Raw genomic sequence first — 19,688 nt, 5'->3', positions numbered from 1 at the left:
GAGCCCAGCCGTGGCTGACGGCCAGAAGTTGAACAACGAGCAAGTGGCGCTGCTGAAGAAAGAGATCGTGGGCAAGTACGAATCGGTCCAGCAGCAGCTCAAGCGTCTCCAGGGCACCCTCGACACGATGGAGGTCAACTGGCGGGGCGTCGGAGCTCATGCGTTCGACAAGAAGCAGACTGAGCTCAACGAGCGCATGCAGGCGATCGGGCGGATCCTGGTGGACTTCCTGGAGGGCATCAGCGGCAACGAGAAGCTCACGGACGGCCTTGAGGACCAGGTCCGGTCGACGATGGACAGCATCGACGTGCAGTACGGCGGCAAGCAGTCGGCCATCAACAGCTACTGAAGCACGTCGGTCCCTGGGGAACGACCCTCCATAGCAACTGAGAGACGGGGTAGGCATGGCAAACGTTCACTATGGTGAAATGGCGGTCAAATATGGTGGCCTTGACGCCATCACGACCGAACTCGGCAACCAAGCCAAGCAGTTGGAAGCTGACCTCGCGGACATCAAGCGGGCGGTGGCGAAGGTGGCCGAGGGCTGGGAGGGCAAGGCCCACGAGGCGTACGTCCTGAAGCAGAAGGAGTGGGACAACAACGCCGAGGCCATCCACCGGGCTCTCGTCGAAATCGGCCAGAAGGTCGGCCAGGCCGGCGGTGACTACCGCGGCGGCGACCTGAAGGGTGCCAGCTACTTTCAGTGAGGCCGAGCGGAATGCAATACCGGGGTGGACACGCGCGGGAGGTGTCCACCCCGGCTCGTCGAAGTGGTGAGCGCGGCAGCTGTGGGTGGTCCGGCTGTGAGGGTGTGGGATGCGGGCTCGCGGTTTCCGAGGATCAGCCCATAGAGGTGGATCTACTCCGCCCCTACGCCACCATTCTGAGGCGAAGGCTCCAGGTCGAACTCCCCGTCCCGCGCCCCGAGTACAAACGCCCGCCACTCCGCCTCGGTGTACCGCAGGACGGTCTCCGGCTCGACGGACGACCGCATGGCGACGGCTCCCGCGGGGAGGTACGCGATCTCGACGCGCTCCTCGTGTGCCTCCGCCCCCGGCGCGCTGTGCCACTCGACGCCGGAGATGTCGAGAGCGTAGAGCTCGTCCTTCTCCCGCTCCTTGCGCGCCTTGATGTCCTGCTCCGACTCGTGGTCCTCTGCCTCGGCCATGATGAAGCGGCCCCTTCCTGACGTGCCAACGAACGGTTGGCTCAGCCTACTTGGAGCCTTCGGTGGCTGCTTCGCAATGACCTGGTTTGTACATCGCGCGAGGGTCTCCGTGTCTGTCCAGTCGAACATCGGGCTCCGTCCCAGGCGCAGGGCTGACTAGGATGACGCCGATTCAAGAGCGTCGAGAATGCTGGAGAGATCTTCTCTCGCTGCTGCGCAGAATTCTTGATCCTCTTCCGTGATGTAGACCATGGCCTCATTGAATTTACTTCCATCGGGGCCGGCCTGCTGGATGAGGTGAGTAGGTGCGATCATCCAATTCCTTGTGGCCTTGAACGTCCATTCAAGACTTGTGGGCGTCTCTCGGATAACCGCCTCGAAAATCTCCCTAAGGTTGTCGCGAGGCTCTTCGAAGCGCCACGAGATAAAGGATACTTGGAGATATCCATATGTGGGGTGCCGTTCGACAGGGGACCTCAGCCAGACCACCGAGCCGAAATTGTTCAGTACTCGTTTGATCCTGTCGCGCCGCGTATTGTCAATCAATGGGCTACCTGCATCTTAGCGACGCCCCCCAAGGCGGGGGTATCTGGTAATCCCCGTTATGCCTGATGAATTTCTCTCCGTCGTTCACGTGGCGGACCTGCTGGGCCCTCTGCCGTGCGTCACCCTGGGCACGCTCCTCGGGGGAGGGGCCGAAGCCCTCGTCCAGCAGGGCCTCGTACTGCTCATCGCTCATACCGGAGGCTCGTTGGGCGGCCCCAGGCCCGAGCAAGGTCGAGGTCATCGCATCCCGGCCGGCGTCGGCATAGCCCTGCCGGATGTTGTCCCCCGCCTTCTCGAACGACTCCTCGCTGTAGTCCGGGTTGGCGAAGGCATGGTTCTCGGCCAGCTCGTCCCAGCTCATCCCGGTGACCTCGTCCTCGGTCGCGTACGGATTGCCGCCCAGGGAGTTCGACAGGACCTTGAAGGACCCGCCCACGTACTGCTCGGTCTCGTACATCGTCCCGGCCGAAAGGCCCACTCCCTGCGCGAAGTCGTTCCCTTCCTTGACCAGGGTCCGCACACCCCACTCCCAGCGCTCGCAGAACGAACCAAAGGCGGACGTCAGGCCGCCGTGCCCCAGCTCGAGGCCCGTCAGAGCGATGTCCTCAAAGCCGCGACCAGCGCTGGCCGCACCGATCGGTCCGAGCTCCTTGAGCTCCTCCAGCGTCAGGTTGATCCCCTGGGCGATCAGGTCCAGGCCGCCTGTCGCCAGATCGGACGCGTCGTCACTCACTGCCTGTCCTCCCCGTGTTCGTGGGCGTCGACCGCCACCGCGTCAGGGACGATCCCCAGCACCGGCGGAAGCAGCACCTCGTCGCCCTTGCTCCCTATGTCCAAGGCCACGCCACACGGCACACCGACCGCCGGAACGACTCCGTCCAGCAGTCGGGCACCCAGCAGGCATTGGTAGTCCCACTCGCGAGCCCCGTCCCCTCGCGTGACCGCGAATCGAGCCAGCGCTGCCTCGTCCGAGAAGGCGTAGACCCATCGGACGCCGTTGAGATCCGCAGTGAGCGGGCACGCGTCCTCACCGAGCGGCAGCAGGACCGCAGTGCGCCGGAATTCACCGAGCAAGGCGGCGAACTCCCGGCGTATGCGGAGGCTGTCGTCCCGCGTGTCGGGCCCGGCAGCCACAGGCACGGTCATGTCGGCCAGGTCCGCGAGGCGGGACCGTCGACCGTGTCCCGGTCGAGTCCCTTCCCCGTTGTCGATCATGGTTCAAATCCTCATGCGGTCCGGATCAGGCAGCGGTCCTCAGAACTCCCCGGCCACCAACCCCGTCTGCACCAACGGCTTCCCCCTCCGACGCGAGACGAAGGTCCCCCGCCCCACCGGCATCGGCCGCGGTCGCACCCCGCCGAGAAGGTCGCCCTCGCCCGGATCGCCGGCGAGCACCACACCCTGCGCGCCCAGTTCCTTCATCCGCTGCATGAAGGGTTCGTACAGAGCTCGCCCCGCGCCGGCCGTCGACCGCGCGATGATGAAGCGGACGCCCACATCGCGGGCGAAGGGGAGCAGCTCGGTGAGCCGGCCCAGCGGATTGCCGCTGGAGGTGGACACCAGGTCGTAGTCGTCGACGATCACGTACACCGTCGGGCCCCGCCACCAGCTGCGCTCTCGCAGCTGTTGGGCGGTGACGTCGGCAGTGGGCGTGCGGCGGTTCATCAGGTCGGCCAGGGCCGTCATGTGGTGGTCCATGGCGTTGGACATGGGGATGTACTCCGCCAAGTGCGAGGCCGGGGTCACGTCCAGGAGGGAGCGGCGGTTGTCGACCACGAAGAGTTTGCAGTCGTCGCCGCTGTAGCGCTCCGTGAGGCGGGTGATCAGCAGCCGCAGCAGGTTCGACTTGCCCGACTCGCTCTCGCCGAAGACGAAGAAGAACGGGTCCTGCTCGAAGTCCACGAAGACCGGTTCGAGGTTGGTCTCGTCGAGGGCGAAGGACACACCCCGATTCGGGAAGACGTTTCCGGGCGGGAGCTGTTCGGAGGGCAGCTCCCTCGGCAGCAGGCGGACCTCCGGTGCGCCGGGCCCCGTCCAGTGGCGGGACACCTCGGCGGTCAGGATCGACGTGGCATCGGCGAGGTCCGTGTCGGACGACAGGCCGTCGATGCGCGGGACCGCCGCCATGAAGTGCTGCTTCTGAGGGGACTGGCCCCGGCCGGGCACCCCTGCGGGGACGTTGGCGGCGACCTTGCGGTCGAACTCCGAATCCATGGTGTCGCCGAGGCGCAGTTCGAGGCGGTTCATGAGGTGGTCCTTGAGGTTCGCACGGACCTCCATCGACCTCGATGCCGTGAGGATCAGGTGGACCCCGTAGCCGAGGCCCCGTGCCGCGATGTCCAGGACCGCCGGCTCCAACCCCTCGTACTCAGTGCGGAAGTTGCCCCACCCGTCGATGATCAGGAAAACGTCACCCCACGGCTGGTCTGCCACCGTGATGTCGCCCCGCGCCCTGCGCGCCCGGAAGTCGGCGATCGACGGGACGCCGGACGTACGGAAGAACTCCTCGCGGCGCGTCATCACGCCGTACACCTCGGCGACCGTGCGCCGCACCCGCTCGGGGTCGAGACGCGAGGCGACTCCGCCGACGTGGGGGAGCCCTGCCACGGACGCCATTGCGCCGCCGCCGAAGTCAAGGCCGTAAAGCTGCACCTCGTACGGAGTGTGGGTGAGGGCGAAGGACGCCATCAGGGAGCGCAGCAAGGTCGACTTGCCGGACTGCGGGCCACCGACGATCTGCATGTGACCCGCCGCGCCCGAGAAGTCGCACCGCAGTGCGTCACGGCGCTGCTCGTACGGCTTGTCGACCAGGCCGAGGGGGACGACGAGCTTCCCCGCTCCCTCGTACCCGGGCTGCGTGAGCCCGCGCCCCGGCACGGCCGCGAGCCCCGGAAGCAGCTGGTCCAGGGACGGTGGACTGTCCAGCGGCGGCAGCCACACCTGGTGGGCCGCCGGGCCCTGCGCCTCCAGGCGGCGCACGATGACGTCGAGGACGGTGTCTGCCAGCGCGTCGTCCGGGTCCGTCGCCGACTGCGTGCGCGGCTCCGGGACGGCCGGCGCGGCGGCATAGCGCACGGGGACCTCGGCCGCCGTGAACAGCACCGGACGGCGGTCCACGGGCAGCGGGCCACCCAGAGCCGCGGCCTGCGCGGAGCCCGAGCGGTACACCCCAGAGACGTAGGCCGCTTTGAAGCGGACCATCTCGTCCGTGCCGAACTTCAGATAGCCGGAGCCGGGCACGTTCGGCAGCTGGTACGCGTCCGGCACACCGAGCGCCGCGCGCGATTCCGCGGCGGAGAACGTGCGCAGGCCGACCCGGTAGGAGAGGTAGGTCTCCAGGCCGCGCAGTCGGCCCTCCTCCAGGCGCTGCGACGCAAGGAGCAGATGCACGCCGAGCGATCGGCCGATGCGGCCGATCTGCACGAACATCTCGATGAAGTCCGGCTTGGAGGTGAGCAGTTCGCTGAACTCGTCGATGACCAGAACCAGGGACGGGATCGGCTGGAGCGGGGCGCCGGCCGCACGCGCCTTCTCGTAGTCATGGATGTTGGCGTAGTTGCCCGAGTCGCGCAGCAGCTCCTGACGCCGGTTGAGCTCGCCTCGGATGGAGTCGCCCATGCGGTCGACCAGCGTCAGGTCGTCCGCCAGGTTGGTGATCACGGCGGCGACATGCGGCATCTGCGCCATGCCCGCGAAGGTCGCACCGCCCTTGAAGTCCGCAAGCACGAAGTTCAGGCTCTCGGAGGAGTGGGTGACGGCGAGGCCGAGTACCAGAGTGCGCAGCAGCTCGGACTTGCCGGAACCGGTGGCTCCCACGCACAGCCCGTGCGGACCCATACCCTCCTGCGCCGCCTCTTTGAGGTCCAGCATTACGGGGCGGCCGTCCTCACCGACACCGATCGGAACGCGCAACCGCTCGGCCTGAGCGCGCGGGCGCCACGTCCGGGCCGTGTCGACCGAGTTCGCGTCACCCAGGCTCAGCAGGTCCGTGAACTCGAGATTGGCCAGGAGCGGTTCGTCGTCGTCCCCGCCCGATGCCACCCGCAGTGGGGCCAGCTGTCGGGCCAGCGCCTCGGCGCCCTCGTAGGAGAGGAGGTCGGGCGTGCCCTCGTACACCAGACCGTGCCCGGATTCGATGCGCAGCGACCTTGGCTGCACGACGAGGGACAACCCACCCCGTCCGTCGCTCAGTTCTCCGGGCACGACCTCAAGGACCGTCACGCCTTGCAGCCCTTCAGGGGAGGCGAGGACCGACATGGGAGGCAGTGACAGGCCATCGAGTACGACGACGATGTGCGGCTCGTCCGGCACATGAGCCCCGCCGGGGTGGAAGCGGGGGCGGCCCTGCAAGCGGGCGGAGAGCATCGCCTCGAGCTCTGTCGGGTCGCCGGTGATCAGGCGGCGGCTGCCCGCACCGTCCGCGGTGCCCTGCGTCTGGCAGTGCGGGAGCCACTTGGACCACTCCCACTCCGGGGCGGCCGTCCGGCCGACCGCAACAGCGATCACCAAGTCCTGGGGGGAGTGCAGCGAAGCGAGCGAGCCGGTCAGCGCGCGAGCCGCTGCCCGCACCGTACGGGGGTCACCGCTGACCGTCACGTGGTAAAAGGCCCGCAGGGAGACCGCCATCGGCAGGTCCTCCAGCGTGCTGTGCGCGGCGAGGAAGCGCTGCATCGCACCCGCGGTGAGCGGCTCCAGTTCGTCCACGGCCGCGGTCTGCGGCGGTACGAGCGCAGTGGCGAGAGCCTGCGGGCCGAGCCCGACGCGCACCTGCCCGAAGTCCTCGTCCCCCGTGCGGCGTTCCCAGACCCGGCTGCCCTCGGCGACCAGGGCCCACAACTGCTCCGGGGACGGGTGGAGGTAATACTGCGCGTCACGCTGGGCTCTGGCGGTGTCCAGGGCCTGCCGCCGGGTCTGCTTCAGGTAGCGGAGGTAGTCGCGGCGCATGTCGGCCAACTGGCCCTGCGTTCCGCGCCGGTAGCGGATCAGCATGGCGACAGACATCGCCACGGTCGACACGACCATCACCATGCCCATGATCTTCATGAACGGATGCGAATTGGGCATGAAGAAGAACACCACGGAGCCGCCCATGCCCAGCATGGGGAGGAGCTGCATCATCGCGCCCTCCTGCTGCCCACGCGGCAGCTCGGGCGGAGGCTGCAGCACGACCTCTTCGGTGGGCACCTGGGACGGCAGAGCCCGAGGTGGGCGCTTCACGACGATGTGGCTCACTACGCACCAATTCCCCTACAGGGCCGAGGTGTTCCGTCCGCCGCCCCGTTTCAGGCGGACGCAGGCCGCTGTGTAATCCTACTGATACGGGTGGTGACCGGTCGGCGGTAGGGTGCCGATGTGCGCGTGAGCACGTGCTAATCCGGCCGCGGAAGCGTCCAAGCAACCGGCCGATGAATCGGGGCATTTGGCGGTATGTGGTGGGGGCCGACCCCAACAACCAGCCAGCCGGAGCTGATTGCGCCGCGATGCACCGTCCGATGCGGCACAGTCGGCGAACACGCCGATTACGCAACACCAGCATCACTGATGACATCGCCATCAGGACCACCAGCATTGAGGGGGAGCAACAAGGTGAGCATGACGGCCTCCGCGACGGCCACCGGATCGGGCCGACCCGGCCAGGGAACGCCGACGGGGCCACCCCCCTCCGGTGCCGGCACGGGATTCGGCTTCTGCCGGGTCACGATCGTCGCGCCCGACAGCCGGATCGACGTGGCGCTGCCCGACGACATCCCGGTCGCCGACATCTACCCGGAGATCCTGCGCCTCTCCCGGCAGAGCCCCGCCGAAGGCGCCCCCGTCGGCTACCACCTCGTACGCCGTGACGGCGCCGTGCTCGACAGTGCCCGCTCCTTCGCGGCGCAGCGCATCCTCGACGGCGAACTCCTCACCCTGCGTCCGTTCTCGGAGTCCCTGCCGCCCGCCGTCTTCGACGACGTCTCCGAGGCCATCGCCTCCGCGGTGACGCGTGACCGCACGCTGTGGAACGGCGACCTGACGCGGGTGGCGGGGCTCATCGGCGGCGCCGTCCTGCCGGCCCTCATCGCTTTCGTGGCCTGGACCGCTGAGCCCCGTCACGACATGCACAGCCTCCCGGGGATCCTCGCCGCCGTCGCCGGCCTGCTGCTGCTCACTCTCGGCTGCGTGCGCGCGCGGATCTACGACGACCGGGCCTCGGCCATCGCACTCGGCCTCGGCGCTCTGCCGAACGTGGCTGTGGCCGGCTCCGGCCTGCTGCCCCTGACCGAGAGCCAGGGCATCGGCAGGCTCCAGTTCCTGCTCGCCTGCGCGGCCGTGCTCGTCGCCTCGGTGATCCTCACCCTGGTGTCACCGCGCGGGGACGGCCCGTTCGTCGCCTTCGTCCTCGCCTCGGCCGTCGGCCTGCTCACGGTGTTCATCGCGACGCTCAGGAACCTGGAGCCGATCGAGACCGCGGCGCTCTGCGCCCCGCTGGCCGTGGGGGCCCTCGCGTTCCTGCCGGGTCTTTCCATGCGGTTCGCCCGTCTTCCCATGGGCTTCGAGTCCCCGCACGCCGCGCGCAGCGAGTACGGCGCGGAGCCCGAGCCGCAGGAACCGATCGACGCCGAACGGATCGCCGCCCAGGCACGCCGCGGTCACGAACTGCTCGTCGGCCTGGTGGGCGGCTGCGCCTTTGTCTCCGTCGGGGCCGCGGCGGTACTCGGCTTCTCCGACGACGTATGGGGGCAGCTGCTTGCCTTCGCCACCGGCGTCGCGATGCTGATGCGCGCCCAGCTCTTCCGCTACACGGCGCAGGTCGCGGCGACACTGGCCGCGGGCCTGGGGGCGCTGGTGCTGCTCGGTCTCGGCCTCTGTATCAACCCGCCGCGCGCGCTGATGCGCGATGCCCTGCTCGGCGACAGCGCGGCTCTCAACGTCCGGACGCTGTGGCTCGTCGCTGCGATCGCGGCCGCCTCCGCACTGGTCACCGCCGTAGGCCTGATCACATCGCGCCGGGGGGTCACCCCCTTCTGGGGCCGCTTCACGGAGATCGCGGAAGGCTTCGTCCTGCTGACGCTGGTTCCGCTTACGCTGGCAGTCTTCGACGTCTACGCGGCAGCGCGGGCCATGACCAGCTGACCCCGGCTGGGTCCGGCCGAAGCGAGCCAGGCCCTGTGGCCCCGGTCAAGCCTCCACAAGTCGACTGGTACCCTGTGTAGCGGCCGTATGTGTACGCGCCCCCGGACCCCCTCATCGAGGACCTGGAGGCAGCGCCCAGCGGACCTCGCCTCCCGAGTTATGGAAGCTCCCCTGCGATTTAGACCAGGGGCACTCGGTGGCCACGAAAAGACTACGAGGAGTAAGCGTGTCGCTCGACGCCGCTACGAAGAAGCAGATCATGACCGAGTTCGGCCAGAAGGAGGGCGACACCGGCTCCCCCGAGGTCCAGGTCGCCATGCTCTCCCGCCGCATCTCGGACCTGACCGAGCACCTCAAGACCCACAAGCACGACCACCACTCCCGTCGTGGTCTGCTGATCCTGGTCGGTCAGCGTCGCCGTCTGCTGCAGTACCTGGCCAAGAAGGACATCAAGCGCTTCCGTGCGCTGGTGGACCGTCTGGGCATCCGTCGCGGTGCGGCGGGCGCGAAGTAAGACATCGTGAAGGGAGCGGTTCCCACGCAAGAGGGGACCGCTCCCTTTGCTGTACGCGCGATTCGCGCCGACAGCGGCATGCGCGGCGGCATCGCCGGGCACAAGACCGCTCGGCACGGAATCGCAGTACACAAGCGTGCCGTACGTGATGTACGCATGCTCTACGTGCGAAGTGTCACCGGCCCTTTGTAGTCTGGTCGCACAACGTCATAGACAACGTCATACGCACACCCCATACCGGACTGGGCAGAATCGGACTGCACGGTTCGGAGACGTAACGGCGTCGCACATGGCGACGAGACGACGTCAACCGAACGAGGAGAAGCGCGCCTCAAGGAAAGCCGCCGCCGGTCCTCGGTAGTGGCCCCCGGGGTCAGCGCGATGTCGCAGAGACGTCGCGAGACCCCCGGGTGCTTCGATCGAAGACCGGCCCGCACCAGTAGGAGCGCTTCTCCGCCACCGTCCCCGCGCCACACGGGCCAGGGGACGAAGACGAGGAGAATACGCTAGTGGAGAACGAGACCCACTACGCCGAGGCTGTTATCGACAACGGCACTTTCGGTACCCGCACCATCCGCTTCGAGACGGGCCGCCTGGCCAAGCAGGCCGCAGGCTCCGCCGTCGCGTACCTGGACGACGACACCATGGTGCTGTCGGCCACCACCGCTTCCAAGCGGCCCAAGGACCAGCTCGACTTCTTCCCCCTCACGGTGGACGTCGAGGAGCGGCAGTACGCCGCCGGCAAGATCCCCGGTTCGTTCTTCCGTCGTGAGGGTCGCCCCTCCGAGGACGCGATCCTGACCTGCCGCCTGATCGACCGCCCGCTGCGTCCTTCTTTCAAGAAGGGCCTGCGTAACGAGATCCAGATCGTCGAGACGATCATGGCGCTCAACCCCGACCACCTGTACGACGTGGTCGCGATCAACGCCGCCTCCTGCTCCACGCAGCTGGCCGGCCTGCCCTTCTCGGGCCCGATCGGTGGCACGCGTGTCGCGCTGATCAAGGGCCAGTGGGTCGCCTTCCCGACGCACACCGAGCTCGAGGACGCCGTCTTCGACATGGTCGTCGCCGGTCGCGTCCTCGAGGACGGCGACGTCGCGATCATGATGGTCGAGGCCGAGGCCACCGAGAAGACCATCCAGCTCGTCGCGGACGGCGCCGAGGCGCCGACCGAGGAGATCGTCGCCGCCGGTCTGGAAGCCGCGAAGCCCTTCATCAAGGCGCTCTGCAAGGCCCAGTCGGACCTCGCCGCCAAGGCTGCCAAGCCCACCGGCGAGTTCCCGGTCTTCCTGGACTACCAGGACGACGTCCTGGAGGCCCTGACCGCCGCCGTGAAGTCGGAGCTCTCCCAGGCCCTGACCATCGCCGGCAAGCAGGAGCGCGAGTCCGAGCTCGACCGCATCAAGGAGATCGCCTCCGAGAAGCTGCTCCCGCAGTTCGAGGGCCGCGAGAAGGAGATCTCCGGTGCGTACCGCGCGCTGACCAAGAAGCTGGTCCGCGAGCGCGTCATCAAGGACAAGGTCCGCATCGACGGCCGTGGCGTCACGGACATCCGTACGCTCGCCGCCGAGGTCGAGGCCATCCCGCGCGTGCACGGCTCGGCGCTGTTCGAGCGTGGCGAGACCCAGATCCTGGGCGTCACCACCCTCAACATGCTCCGCATGGAGCAGCAGCTCGACACCCTTTCCCCGGTGACGCGCAAGCGCTACATGCACAACTACAACTTCCCGCCGTACTCGGTCGGCGAGACCGGCCGCGTCGGTTCGCCCAAGCGCCGCGAGATCGGCCACGGCGCGCTCGCCGAGCGCGCGATCGTGCCGGTGCTCCCGTCGCGCGAGGACTTCCCGTACGCGATCCGTCAGGTCTCCGAGGCCCTCGGTTCCAACGGCTCGACGTCCATGGGCTCGGTCTGCGCCTCCACGATGTCGCTGCTGAACGCCGGTGTGCCGCTGAAGGCCGCCGTCGCCGGTATCGCCATGGGTCTGATCTCCCAGGAGATCGACGGCCAGACGCACTACGTCGCCCTCACCGACATCCTCGGTGCGGAGGACGCGTTCGGTGACATGGACTTCAAGGTCGCCGGTACGAAGCAGTTCGTGACCGCGCTCCAGCTCGACACCAAGCTCGACGGCATCCCCGCCTCGGTCCTGGCCGCCGCGCTGAAGCAGGCCCGTGACGCGCGTCTGCACATCCTGGACGTCATGAACGAGGCGATCGACGTTCCGGACGAGATGTCCCCGAACGCGCCGCGCATCATCACGGTCAAGATCCCGGTGGACAAGATCGGTGAGGTCATCGGCCCGAAGGGCAAGATGATCAACCAGATCCAGGAGGACACCGGCGCCGACATCACGATCGAGGACGACGGCACCATCTACATCGGTGCCCAGCAGGGCTCGCAGGCCGAGGCCGCCCGCGCCACGATCAACGGCATCGCCAACCCGACCATGCCGGAGGTCGGCGAGCGCTACCTGGGTACGGTCGTCAAGACCACCACCTTCGGTGCGTTCGTGTCCCTGATGCCGGGCAAGGACGGTCTGCTGCACATCTCGCAGATCCGTAAGCTCGCCGGCGGCAAGCGCGTGGAGAACGTCGAGGACGTTGTCGGCGTGGGCCAGAAGGTCCAGGTCGAGATCGCCGAGATCGACTCCCGCGGCAAGCTCTCCCTCATCCCCGTGGTCGAGGGCGAAGAGGGCGACGACGACTCGAAGGACGACACCGACAAGTGACGTCGCGTAGCACCACGACGACGGCCCGCCCCTCTTCGGAGGGGCGGGCCGTCGCCCGTACCCAAACCCTCCTGAAGGGCAAGGACGGCATCGGCACGGTCCGCCGTACGACGCTGCCGGGCGGCCTCCGCGTCGTCACCGAGACCTTGCCCTCCGTACGTTCCGCGACCTTCGGGATCTGGGCGAACGTCGGATCCCGAGACGAGACCCCGTCCCTGAACGGCGCCACGCACTACTTGGAACACCTGCTCTTCAAAGGCACCAAGAAGCGCAGCGCCCTGGACATCTCGGCCGCGCTCGACGCGGTCGGCGGCGAGATGAACGCCTTCACGGCGAAGGAGTACACGTGCTACTACGCACGCGTGCTCGACACCGACCTGCCGCTGGCCATCGACGTCGTGTGCGACATGCTGACGGGCTCACTGATCCTCCAGGAGGACGTGGACGCCGAGCGCGGCGTCATCCTCGAAGAGATCGCGATGACCGAGGACGACCCGGGCGACTGCGTGCACGACCTGTTCGCGCACACGATGCTCGGCGACACCCCCCTCGGCCGCCCCGTCCTCGGCACGGAGGAGACGGTCAACGCCCTCACCGCGGACCGGATCCGCCGCTTCTACAAGAAGCACTACGACCCGACCCGTCTGGTGGTCGCGGCCGCGGGCAACGTCGACCACAACAAGGTCGTACGTCAGGTCCGTGCCGCCTTCGAGAAGGCGGGCGCCCTCCACCGCACCGACGCGACGCCGGTCGTCCCGCGCCAGGGCTCCCGCGCCCTGCGCACGGCGGGCCAGGTCGAGGTCATCAACCGCAAGACCGAGCAGGCCCACGTCATCCTCGGCATGCCGGGCCTGTCCCGCACGGACGAGCGCCGCTGGGCCATGGGCGTCCTGAACACCGCCCTCGGCGGCGGCATGTCGTCCCGGCTCTTCCAGGAGGTCCGGGAGAAGCGCGGCCTGGCCTACAGCGTGTACTCGTACACGTCGGGCTTCGCCGACACCGGCCTCTTCGGCGTGTACGCGGGCTGCCGCCCGAGCCAGGTGCACGACGTACTGAAGATCTGCCGCGACGAACTCGACGACGTCGCGCAGAACGGCCTGAGCGACGACGAGATCGGCCGTGCGATCGGCCAGCTCGCGGGCTCCACCGTCCTCGGCCTCGAGGACACCGGCGCGCTGATGAACCGCATCGGCAAGAGCGAGCTGTGCTGGGGCGAGCAGATGTCGGTCGACGACATGCTGGCCAAGATCGCGGCGGTCACCCCGGACGAGGTCCGTGAGGTCGCCCGCGACGTGCTCGGCCACCGTCCGTCGCTGTCGGCCATCGGTCCGCTCAAGGACAAGCAGGCCGCCCGCCTGCACGAAGCGGTCTCCTAAACTCGCTCAACTCCCTTAAGGAATCAGGCACATGAGCAAGCTGCGCGTGGCGGTCATCGGAGCCAAGGGCCGGATCGGCTCCGAGGCCGTGCGAGCCGTCGAAGCCGCCGACGACCTGGAACTGGTCGCCGCGCTCGGCCGGGGCGACAAGCTGGACACGCTGGTGGAGACCGGCGCCCAGGTCGCGGTCGAACTGACCAACCCCGACTCGGTGATGGGCAATCTGGACTTCTGCGTACGGCACGGCATCCACGCCGTGGTCGGTACGACGGGCTGGACCGACGAGCGCATCGCGCAGCTGGAGGCCTCGCTGGCCGCATCGCCGGAGACGGGCGTCCTGATCGCCCCGAACTTCTCCATCGGCGCGGTTCTCACCATGAAGTTCGCGCAGATCGCGGCGCCGTACTTCGAGTCCGTCGAGGTCGTCGAGCTGCACCACCCGAACAAGGCCGACGCCCCCAGCGGCACCGCTCAGCGCACCGCCCAGCTCATCGCCGCGGCACGCAGGGAGGCGGGCAGCGCCCCGCAGCCCGACGCCACGTCGACGGCCCTGGACGGCGCCCGTGGCGCGGACGTCGACGGTGTGCCGGTGCACTCCGTGCGGCTGCGCGGCCTCCTGGCCCACCAGGAGGTGCTGCTCGGCGGCGAGGGCGAGACCCTCACCGTGCGGCACGACTCGCTGCACCACAGCAGCTTCATGCCGGGCATCCTGCTCGGCGTACGCCGTGTGGTGAGCACTCCGGGCCTGACGTTCGGCCTGGAACACTTCCTGGACCTGAACTGACGCGGGCTGACTGACCCTCATGCGAGCAAAGATCACTTACGCCGTCACGGCTGCCGTCCTGGTCGTCTACTTCGTCCTGGTCGGCAGCCGCGGCGTGCTCCTGATACAGCACGGCACCGCGCTCACCGTCACCTTCGGTGTCGCGGTGCTGATCCTGCCGTTCATCGGCGTCTGGTTCCTCTGGAAGAACACCCAGTTCGTCCGGCGCGCCAACCGCCTCGCCGCCGAGCTTGAGGCCGAAGGCGGCCTGCCCGTCGACGAGTTGAAGCGCACGCCCGGCGGCCGCATCGACCGCGACTCGGCCGACGAGGTCTTCGCGAGGCGCAAGGCCGAGACCGAGGACGCACCGGACGACTGGCGCTGCTGGTTCCGCCTCGCCGTCGCCTATCACGACGCCCGGGACACCCCGCGCGCGCGGAAGGCCATGCAGCGCGCGATCGCGCTGCACGCCGGCAGGCCGGTGAACGTCTAGCGTTCGGGATCAGGCGGTGCGGCGGTACTCGTCGGCCCACACCTCGATGGAGTCGGCCGCCCGGTTGAAGGCCTCGTGCCGGGCCATGAAGTCGGCATTGCGGTCGGTGAGCAACGGCCGCTGCCCCTCCGCCTGCTGATCATCCCGTCGTACGAGGACGAGTGCCTGCCCCTGCACGGTGCGGGGCAGCCCGAGCCACCGCACGGGCTGCTGCGTCGTACGCACCGTCACGACCTGGGCCCACGGCACTGTCTGCGTCGTCAGGAAGGCGACACGACGCAGTCCGTGCGCGCTGACCCAGGTGCCCATCCGCAGCAGCCGCAGCGCGCTCACGATGATGACCACCGCGAGTCCCGCGCAGATCGCGGCACCCGCCAGTGAGTCCGCGAACGCGATGATCACGGCGGCGACGAGGATGTACGAGGCGAGCAGCAGAAGCAGCGCGGCCGCCCCCACCCGCCACGGACCCGGCCGGTAGGGCCGCCGCCAGTGGTCGCGATCGTCGAACGGCAGCGCGGCGTCGTCCGCTGCCTCGTCAAAGGCGCGGTCCGCCGTCAGGAAGGGCAGGGGCACGACTGAATCCTCACTCAATCCACGCACGGGCTGTGCCCGGTGAGGCTACCGAGCCCTGCCTCCTGCTACCACCCTTGGGGGTCCGGACGAGTCAGGGGGTCGAGACCGTCGTCATCGACCGTCCGAGGCCTCGGACTGCTGGTTCTGCGCGGGTGACTGATCGGGCGAAAGGGCGGGCATGCCGAACAGCAGGGAACCTGCGAGTCCGGCGACCACGACCAGGCCGACCAGCGTGCGGCCCACGACCTGAGCGGCCGAAGCGCGCTCTCGGGGTGGGGGAGTGACATTGCTGCGGAACTTGTCGGCTTCGGCGATGAAGGCGAACGGAACGGGCTCGCGCCGACGGAACATGGGGTGCGTTTCTCCTCACGCGACTCGAACGAAACTCTGTTGTCCAGTCAGACGCTCGAAACGCCCAAATGGTGCCCGGTTTCGCCAAATTCGCCGAAGATTGTCGTGGCGAGCCACCGAACGGCCGATTGTCAGTGCCGGGCCATAGAGTGGGCGCCGCCCGAGTGATGCACATGGAAGGACCCCGCCAGTGAGCGAGACCCCCACCGAAGACCTCAAGCCCAGCTTCCGCAGCGAGGTCACCGTCGAGTTGGTGAAGCATGCCGCGACCGACTCCGACGTCCTGTGGGCCGCCCGTGTCTCCACTGCCGGGGAGCAGTCCCTGGAGGAGCTCCAGAAGGACCCCGAGCGCTCCAAGGGCCTGATCAACTACCTGATGCGGGACCGCCACGGCAGCCCCTTCGAGCACAACTCGATGACGTTCTTCATCAGCGCCCCGATCTTCGTCTTCCGCGAGTTCATGCGGCACCGCGTGGGCTGGTCGTACAACGAAGAGTCGGGCCGCTACAGGGAGCTCCAGCCGACGTTCTACGTCCCTGACGAGTCCCGCAAGCTGGTCCAGGAAGGCCGCCCCGGGAAGTACGTCTTCGTGGAAGGCACCCAGGCGCAGCAGGAGCTCACGGGCCGCGTCATGGAGGACTCGTACCGCCAGGCGTACGAGGCCTATCAGGAGATGCTCGCCGCCGGCGTCGCCCGCGAAGTCGCCCGCGCGGTCCTGCCCGTCGGCCTCTTCTCGTCCATGTACGCGACGTGCAACGCCCGTTCGCTGATGCACTTCCTCGGCCTGCGTACGCAGCACGAGCTCGCCAAGGTCCCGTCCTTCCCGCAGCGGGAGATCGAGATGGTCGGCGAAAAGATGGAGGAGCAGTGGGCCAAGCTCATGCCTCTCACGCACGCCGCGTTCAACGGCAACGGACGTGTGGCTCCGTAAGGCACTGATGTACGGGTGGGCTGAGCGAGGTGTCCGTATTGCGGCATTTCGAGAAGTTCATCTAGCCTGATCAAACGGACCCGGCACTGCTTGAACCCCCGAGCAGGCAGTGCCGGGCTCCTCACTTGTCAGGTCCGCACACATCCCCCGAGGGGGGACCACGCGCTGAGCAGCGAGTAGCGTGTTACCCATGGCTCCGACCTCCACTCCGCAGACCCCCTTCGGCAGGGTCCTCACCGCTATGGTCACGCCCTTTACGGCGGACGGCGCACTCGACCTCGACGGCGCGCAGCGACTCGCCGTCCACCTGGTGGACGCAGGCAATGACGGCCTCGTCATCAACGGGACCACCGGCGAGTCCCCGACCACCAGCAACGCGGAGAAAGCCGAGCTCGTACGAGCCGTAGTGGAAGCAGTCGGAGACCGCGCCCACGTCGTCGCGGGCGTCGGCACGAACGACACCCGCCACAGCATCGAGCTCGCGCGCGACGCCGAGCGCGTCGGTGCCCACGGCCTCCTGACGGTCACGCCGTACTACAACAAGCCCCCGCAAGAGGGCCTGCTCCGGCACTTCACCGCGATCGCCGACAGCACCGAGCTGCCGGTCATGCTCTACGACATCCCCGGACGCAGTGGCGTACCGATCAACACGGAGACGATCGTCCGCCTCGCGGAGCACCCCCGGATCGTCGCCAACAAGGACGCCAAGGGTGACCTCGGCCGCGCCAGCTGGGCCATCGCCCGCTCCGGCCTCGCCTGGTACTCCGGCGACGACATGCTGAACCTCCCGCTGCTCTCCGTCGGCGCCTGCGGCTTCGTCTCCGTCGTCAGCCACGTGGTCACCCCGGAGCTGCGCGCGATGATCGACTCGTACGCCACGGGTGACGTGCGCAAGGCCACCGAGATCCACCAGAAGCTGCTCCCGGTCTTCACGGGCATGTTCCGTACGCAGGGTGTGATCACCACGAAGGCGGCGCTCACCCTGCAGGGCCGCCCCGCGGGACCGCTGCGGCTGCCCCTCGTCGAACTGTCGCCCGACGAGACGGCCCAGCTCAAGATCGATCTCGCCGCGGGCGGGGTACAGCTCTGACCACTGACTTCACAACTGAATACGCGAAACACCGCAGGACAGGGTCCTGCACCTACACCAAACAACTGCTACTGCACGAACGTCATGCGCGCCACGTGCCCTAGAGGTACGTGGCGCGTGTGGTGAGGAGAGTCTTTTGAGTCATCCGCATCCTGAACTCGGCGCCCCGCCGAAGCTCCCGAAGGGCGGCCTGCGGGTCACCCCGCTCGGCGGCCTCGGCGAGATCGGTCGCAACATGACCGTCTTCGAGTACAACGGTCGCCTGCTGATCGTCGACTGCGGAGTGCTCTTCCCCGAGGAGGAGCAGCCCGGAATCGACCTGATCCTGCCGGACTTCACGTCCATCAGGGACCGTCTCGACGACATCGACGGCATCGTGCTCACGCACGGCCACGAGGACCACATCGGCGGTGTCCCCTATCTCCTCCGCGAGAAGGCGGACATCCCGCTGATCGGCTCCAAGCTGACCCTCGCGCTCATCGAGGCGAAGCTCCAGGAGCACCGGATCCGTCCGTACACGCTCGAGGTCGTCGAGGGCGACCGCGAGCGGCTCGGCCCGTTCGACTGCGAGTTCATCGCGGTCAACCACTCCATCCCCGACGCCCTGGCCGTCGCCGTCCGCACCCCCGCGGGCATGGTCGTCGCCACCGGCGACTTCAAGATGGACCAGCTGCCGATGGACGGCCGCCTCACGGACCTGCACGCGTTCGCGCGGCTGAGCGAGGAGGGCATCGACCTCCTTCTCTCCGACTCGACGAACGCCGAGGTCCCGGGCTTCGTCCCGCCGGAGCGCGACATCTCGAACGTGATCCGGGGCGTCTTCGCCGGCGCCCAGAAGCGGATCATCGTCGCGAGCTTCGCCAGCCACGTCCACCGCATCCAGCAGATCCTGGACGCCGCCCACGAGTACGGCCGCAGGGTCGCCTTCGTCGGCCGCTCCATGGTCCGCAACATGGGCATCGCCCGGGACCTCGGCTACCTCAAGGTCCCGCCGGGCCTCGTGGTGGACGTCAAGACCCTGGACGACCTGCCCGACAGCCAGGTGGTGCTCGTCTGTACGGGTTCCCAGGGCGAGCCCATGGCGGCCCTGTCCCGGATGGCCAACCGCGACCACCAGATCCGCATCGTCCAGGGCGACACGGTGATCCTGGCGTCGTCGCTCATCCCCGGCAACGAGAACGCGGTCTACCGCGTGATCAACGGCCTGACCCGCTGGGGAGCGAACGTCGTCCACAAGGGCAACGCGAAGGTGCACGTCTCCGGCCACGCGTCGGCGGGCGAGCTCCTGTACTTCTACAACATCTGCAAGCCCAAGAACCTGATGCCGGTGCACGGCGAATGGCGCCACCTGCGCGCCAACGCCGAGCTGGGCGCCCTCACCGGCGTCCCGCACGACCGCATCGTGATCGCCGAGGACGGCGTCGTCGTCGACCTCGTCGAGGGCAAGGCGAAGATCGTCGGCAAGGTCCAGGCGGGATACGTGTACGTGGACGGCCTCTCGGTCGGCGACGTCACCGAGTCGTCCCTCAAGGACCGCAGGATCCTCGGGGACGAGGGCATCATCTCGGTCTTCGTGGTGGTGGACTCCAGCACCGGCAAGATCACCGGGGGCCCGCACATCCAGGCCCGCGGCTCCGGCATCGACGACTCGGCGTTCTCCGCGGTCATGCCGAGGGTCCAGGAGGTCCTCGAGAAGTCGGCCCAGGACGGCGTCGTGGAACCCCACCAGCTGCAGCAACTCATCCGCCGCACGCTGGGCAAGTGGGTCTCGGACAACTACCGCCGACGCCCGATGATCCTCCCGGTGGTCGTCGAGGTCTGACCTGACACCGCGTGAACTCCGGAGCGGGGCGCCTCGATTTGCATCGGGGCGCCCCGCTCCAGTACGTTTACGTCTCCGCCGCAGAGGGAAGCACCCGGCACTCACGTGCCCGGAGCAACCCGAACGGGGCGGGGAATTCCGACTCAGAATCTCTGATAAAGTCGGAGCCGCCGGAAAGGGAAACGCGAAAGCCGAAAGGCAGGAGCGGGAACCGGAAAG

The 19,688-nt window shown here is 68.1% G+C and carries 18 protein-coding genes; 11 read left to right on the top strand and 7 right to left on the bottom strand.

What is annotated here, in order from left to right:
- The first annotated feature begins 10 nt into the window (after window positions 1–10).
- Both ABD378_RS23105 and ABD378_RS23100 read left to right on the top strand, forming a co-directional pair.
- A complete protein-coding gene (locus ABD378_RS23105; protein WP_344523218.1) occupies window positions 11–349 on the top strand; it encodes a WXG100 family type VII secretion target in 339 nt (112 codons plus the stop codon).
- A 79-nt stretch (window positions 350–428) separates the two neighbouring features.
- The gene (locus tag ABD378_RS23100; protein WP_386543714.1) at window positions 429–707 is read left to right on the top strand and encodes a WXG100 family type VII secretion target; all 279 of its coding nucleotides are present in this window, start codon (window positions 429–431) and stop codon (window positions 705–707) included.
- Window positions 708–859: 152 nt separating this feature from the next.
- Here the strand turns inward: ABD378_RS23100 and ABD378_RS23095 are convergent, their stop codons facing one another.
- The 5 genes from ABD378_RS23095 to eccCa form a co-directional block, all read right to left on the bottom strand.
- Window positions 860–1,168: a DUF397 domain-containing protein gene (locus ABD378_RS23095; protein WP_344523214.1), complete on the bottom strand. Its 309-nt coding sequence runs from the start codon at window positions 1,166–1,168 to the stop codon at window positions 860–862.
- 156 nt (window positions 1,169–1,324) lie between these two features.
- On the bottom strand, window positions 1,325–1,483 hold the full coding sequence (locus ABD378_RS23090; protein ID WP_344523212.1) for a hypothetical protein: 159 nt from the start codon (window positions 1,481–1,483) through the stop codon (window positions 1,325–1,327).
- A gap of 235 nt (window positions 1,484–1,718) precedes the next feature.
- On the bottom strand, window positions 1,719–2,447 hold the full coding sequence (locus ABD378_RS23085; protein ID WP_344523210.1) for a hypothetical protein: 729 nt from the start codon (window positions 2,445–2,447) through the stop codon (window positions 1,719–1,721).
- Entirely contained in the window at window positions 2,444–2,929 is a 486-nt protein-coding gene (locus ABD378_RS23080) for a hypothetical protein (protein ID WP_344523208.1), read from the bottom strand. The genes ABD378_RS23085 and ABD378_RS23080 overlap by 4 nt, the downstream gene beginning before the upstream one ends.
- Before the next feature lie 39 nt (window positions 2,930–2,968).
- Window positions 2,969–6,946 carry a type VII secretion protein EccCa gene (eccCa, locus tag ABD378_RS23075; RefSeq protein WP_344523206.1) on the bottom strand — a complete coding sequence of 1,326 codons (3,978 nt, stop codon included), beginning with the start codon at window positions 6,944–6,946 and terminating at the stop codon, window positions 2,969–2,971.
- A 360-nt stretch (window positions 6,947–7,306) separates the two neighbouring features.
- On the opposite strand from eccCa, the gene eccD reads away from it, so the two are divergent.
- The 6 genes from eccD (at window position 7,307) to ABD378_RS23045 (ending at window position 14,702) form a co-directional block, all read left to right on the top strand.
- Complete coding sequence (gene eccD, locus ABD378_RS23070) at window positions 7,307–8,827, top strand: type VII secretion integral membrane protein EccD (protein WP_425583861.1); 1,521 nt, start codon at window positions 7,307–7,309, stop codon at window positions 8,825–8,827.
- A 226-nt stretch (window positions 8,828–9,053) separates the two neighbouring features.
- Entirely contained in the window at window positions 9,054–9,341 is a 288-nt protein-coding gene (rpsO, locus tag ABD378_RS23065) for a 30S ribosomal protein S15 (protein WP_160507553.1), read from the top strand.
- 509 nt (window positions 9,342–9,850) lie between these two features.
- Window positions 9,851–12,070: a polyribonucleotide nucleotidyltransferase gene (locus ABD378_RS23060; RefSeq protein ID WP_344523201.1), complete on the top strand. Its 2,220-nt coding sequence runs from the start codon at window positions 9,851–9,853 to the stop codon at window positions 12,068–12,070.
- Complete coding sequence (locus tag ABD378_RS23055; protein ID WP_344523199.1) at window positions 12,067–13,446, top strand: M16 family metallopeptidase; 1,380 nt, start codon at window positions 12,067–12,069, stop codon at window positions 13,444–13,446. Before ABD378_RS23060 ends, ABD378_RS23055 begins: the two co-directional genes overlap by 4 nt.
- 31 nt (window positions 13,447–13,477) lie before the next feature.
- On the top strand, window positions 13,478–14,230 hold the full coding sequence (dapB, locus tag ABD378_RS23050) for a 4-hydroxy-tetrahydrodipicolinate reductase (RefSeq protein WP_344523197.1): 753 nt from the start codon (window positions 13,478–13,480) through the stop codon (window positions 14,228–14,230).
- A gap of 19 nt (window positions 14,231–14,249) precedes the next feature.
- Window positions 14,250–14,702 (top strand): hypothetical protein, encoded by a 453-nt coding sequence (locus ABD378_RS23045; RefSeq protein WP_344523195.1) that lies wholly within the window; start codon window positions 14,250–14,252, stop codon window positions 14,700–14,702.
- 9 nt (window positions 14,703–14,711) lie between these two features.
- Here the strand turns inward: ABD378_RS23045 and ABD378_RS23040 are convergent, their stop codons facing one another.
- Together ABD378_RS23040 and ABD378_RS23035 are read right to left on the bottom strand one after the other, a co-directional pair.
- Window positions 14,712–15,275 (bottom strand): hypothetical protein, encoded by a 564-nt coding sequence (locus ABD378_RS23040; RefSeq protein WP_344523193.1) that lies wholly within the window; start codon window positions 15,273–15,275, stop codon window positions 14,712–14,714.
- 111 nt (window positions 15,276–15,386) lie between these two features.
- Entirely contained in the window at window positions 15,387–15,626 is a 240-nt protein-coding gene (locus ABD378_RS23035; RefSeq protein ID WP_160507559.1) for a hypothetical protein, read from the bottom strand.
- Window positions 15,627–15,816: 190 nt separating this feature from the next.
- Between ABD378_RS23035 and thyX the strand changes: the two genes are divergently transcribed.
- From thyX to ABD378_RS23020, 3 genes are all read left to right on the top strand, one after another.
- A complete protein-coding gene (thyX, locus tag ABD378_RS23030) occupies window positions 15,817–16,557 on the top strand; it encodes an FAD-dependent thymidylate synthase (RefSeq protein WP_344523190.1) in 741 nt (246 codons plus the stop codon).
- A 190-nt stretch (window positions 16,558–16,747) separates the two neighbouring features.
- A complete protein-coding gene (dapA, locus tag ABD378_RS23025; RefSeq protein WP_344523188.1) occupies window positions 16,748–17,647 on the top strand; it encodes a 4-hydroxy-tetrahydrodipicolinate synthase in 900 nt (299 codons plus the stop codon).
- 136 nt (window positions 17,648–17,783) lie between these two features.
- The gene (locus ABD378_RS23020; protein WP_344523186.1) at window positions 17,784–19,469 is read left to right on the top strand and encodes a ribonuclease J; all 1,686 of its coding nucleotides are present in this window, start codon (window positions 17,784–17,786) and stop codon (window positions 19,467–19,469) included.
- Window positions 19,470–19,688: the final 219 nt, after the last annotated feature.

Source organism: Streptomyces rectiviolaceus, assembly GCF_039533825.1.
Taxonomy (GTDB): Bacteria; Actinomycetota; Actinomycetes; order Streptomycetales; family Streptomycetaceae; genus Streptomyces; species Streptomyces rectiviolaceus.
This window is presented reverse-complemented; position numbering and strand designations above follow the sequence as displayed.

Bases quoted from the DNA above. Each gene is read 5' to 3' on its own strand.
- dapA (WP_344523188.1), top strand. From the start codon at position 16,748: ATGGCTCCGACCTCCACTCCGCAGACCCCCTTCGGCAGGGTCCTCACC.
- ABD378_RS23100 (WP_386543714.1), top strand. From the start codon at position 429: ATGGCGGTCAAATATGGTGGCCTTGACGCCATCACGACCGAACTCGGC.
- ABD378_RS23095 (WP_344523214.1), bottom strand. From the start codon at position 1,168: ATGGCCGAGGCAGAGGACCACGAGTCGGAGCAGGACATCAAGGCGCGC.
- eccD (WP_425583861.1), top strand. From the start codon at position 7,307: ATGACGGCCTCCGCGACGGCCACCGGATCGGGCCGACCCGGCCAGGGA.
- ABD378_RS23045 (WP_344523195.1), top strand. From the start codon at position 14,250: ATGCGAGCAAAGATCACTTACGCCGTCACGGCTGCCGTCCTGGTCGTC.
- dapB (WP_344523197.1), top strand. From the start codon at position 13,478: ATGAGCAAGCTGCGCGTGGCGGTCATCGGAGCCAAGGGCCGGATCGGC.
- ABD378_RS23035 (WP_160507559.1), bottom strand. From the start codon at position 15,626: ATGTTCCGTCGGCGCGAGCCCGTTCCGTTCGCCTTCATCGCCGAAGCC.
- ABD378_RS23090 (WP_344523212.1), bottom strand. From the start codon at position 1,483: ATGATCGCACCTACTCACCTCATCCAGCAGGCCGGCCCCGATGGAAGT.
- ABD378_RS23080 (WP_344523208.1), bottom strand. From the start codon at position 2,929: ATGATCGACAACGGGGAAGGGACTCGACCGGGACACGGTCGACGGTCC.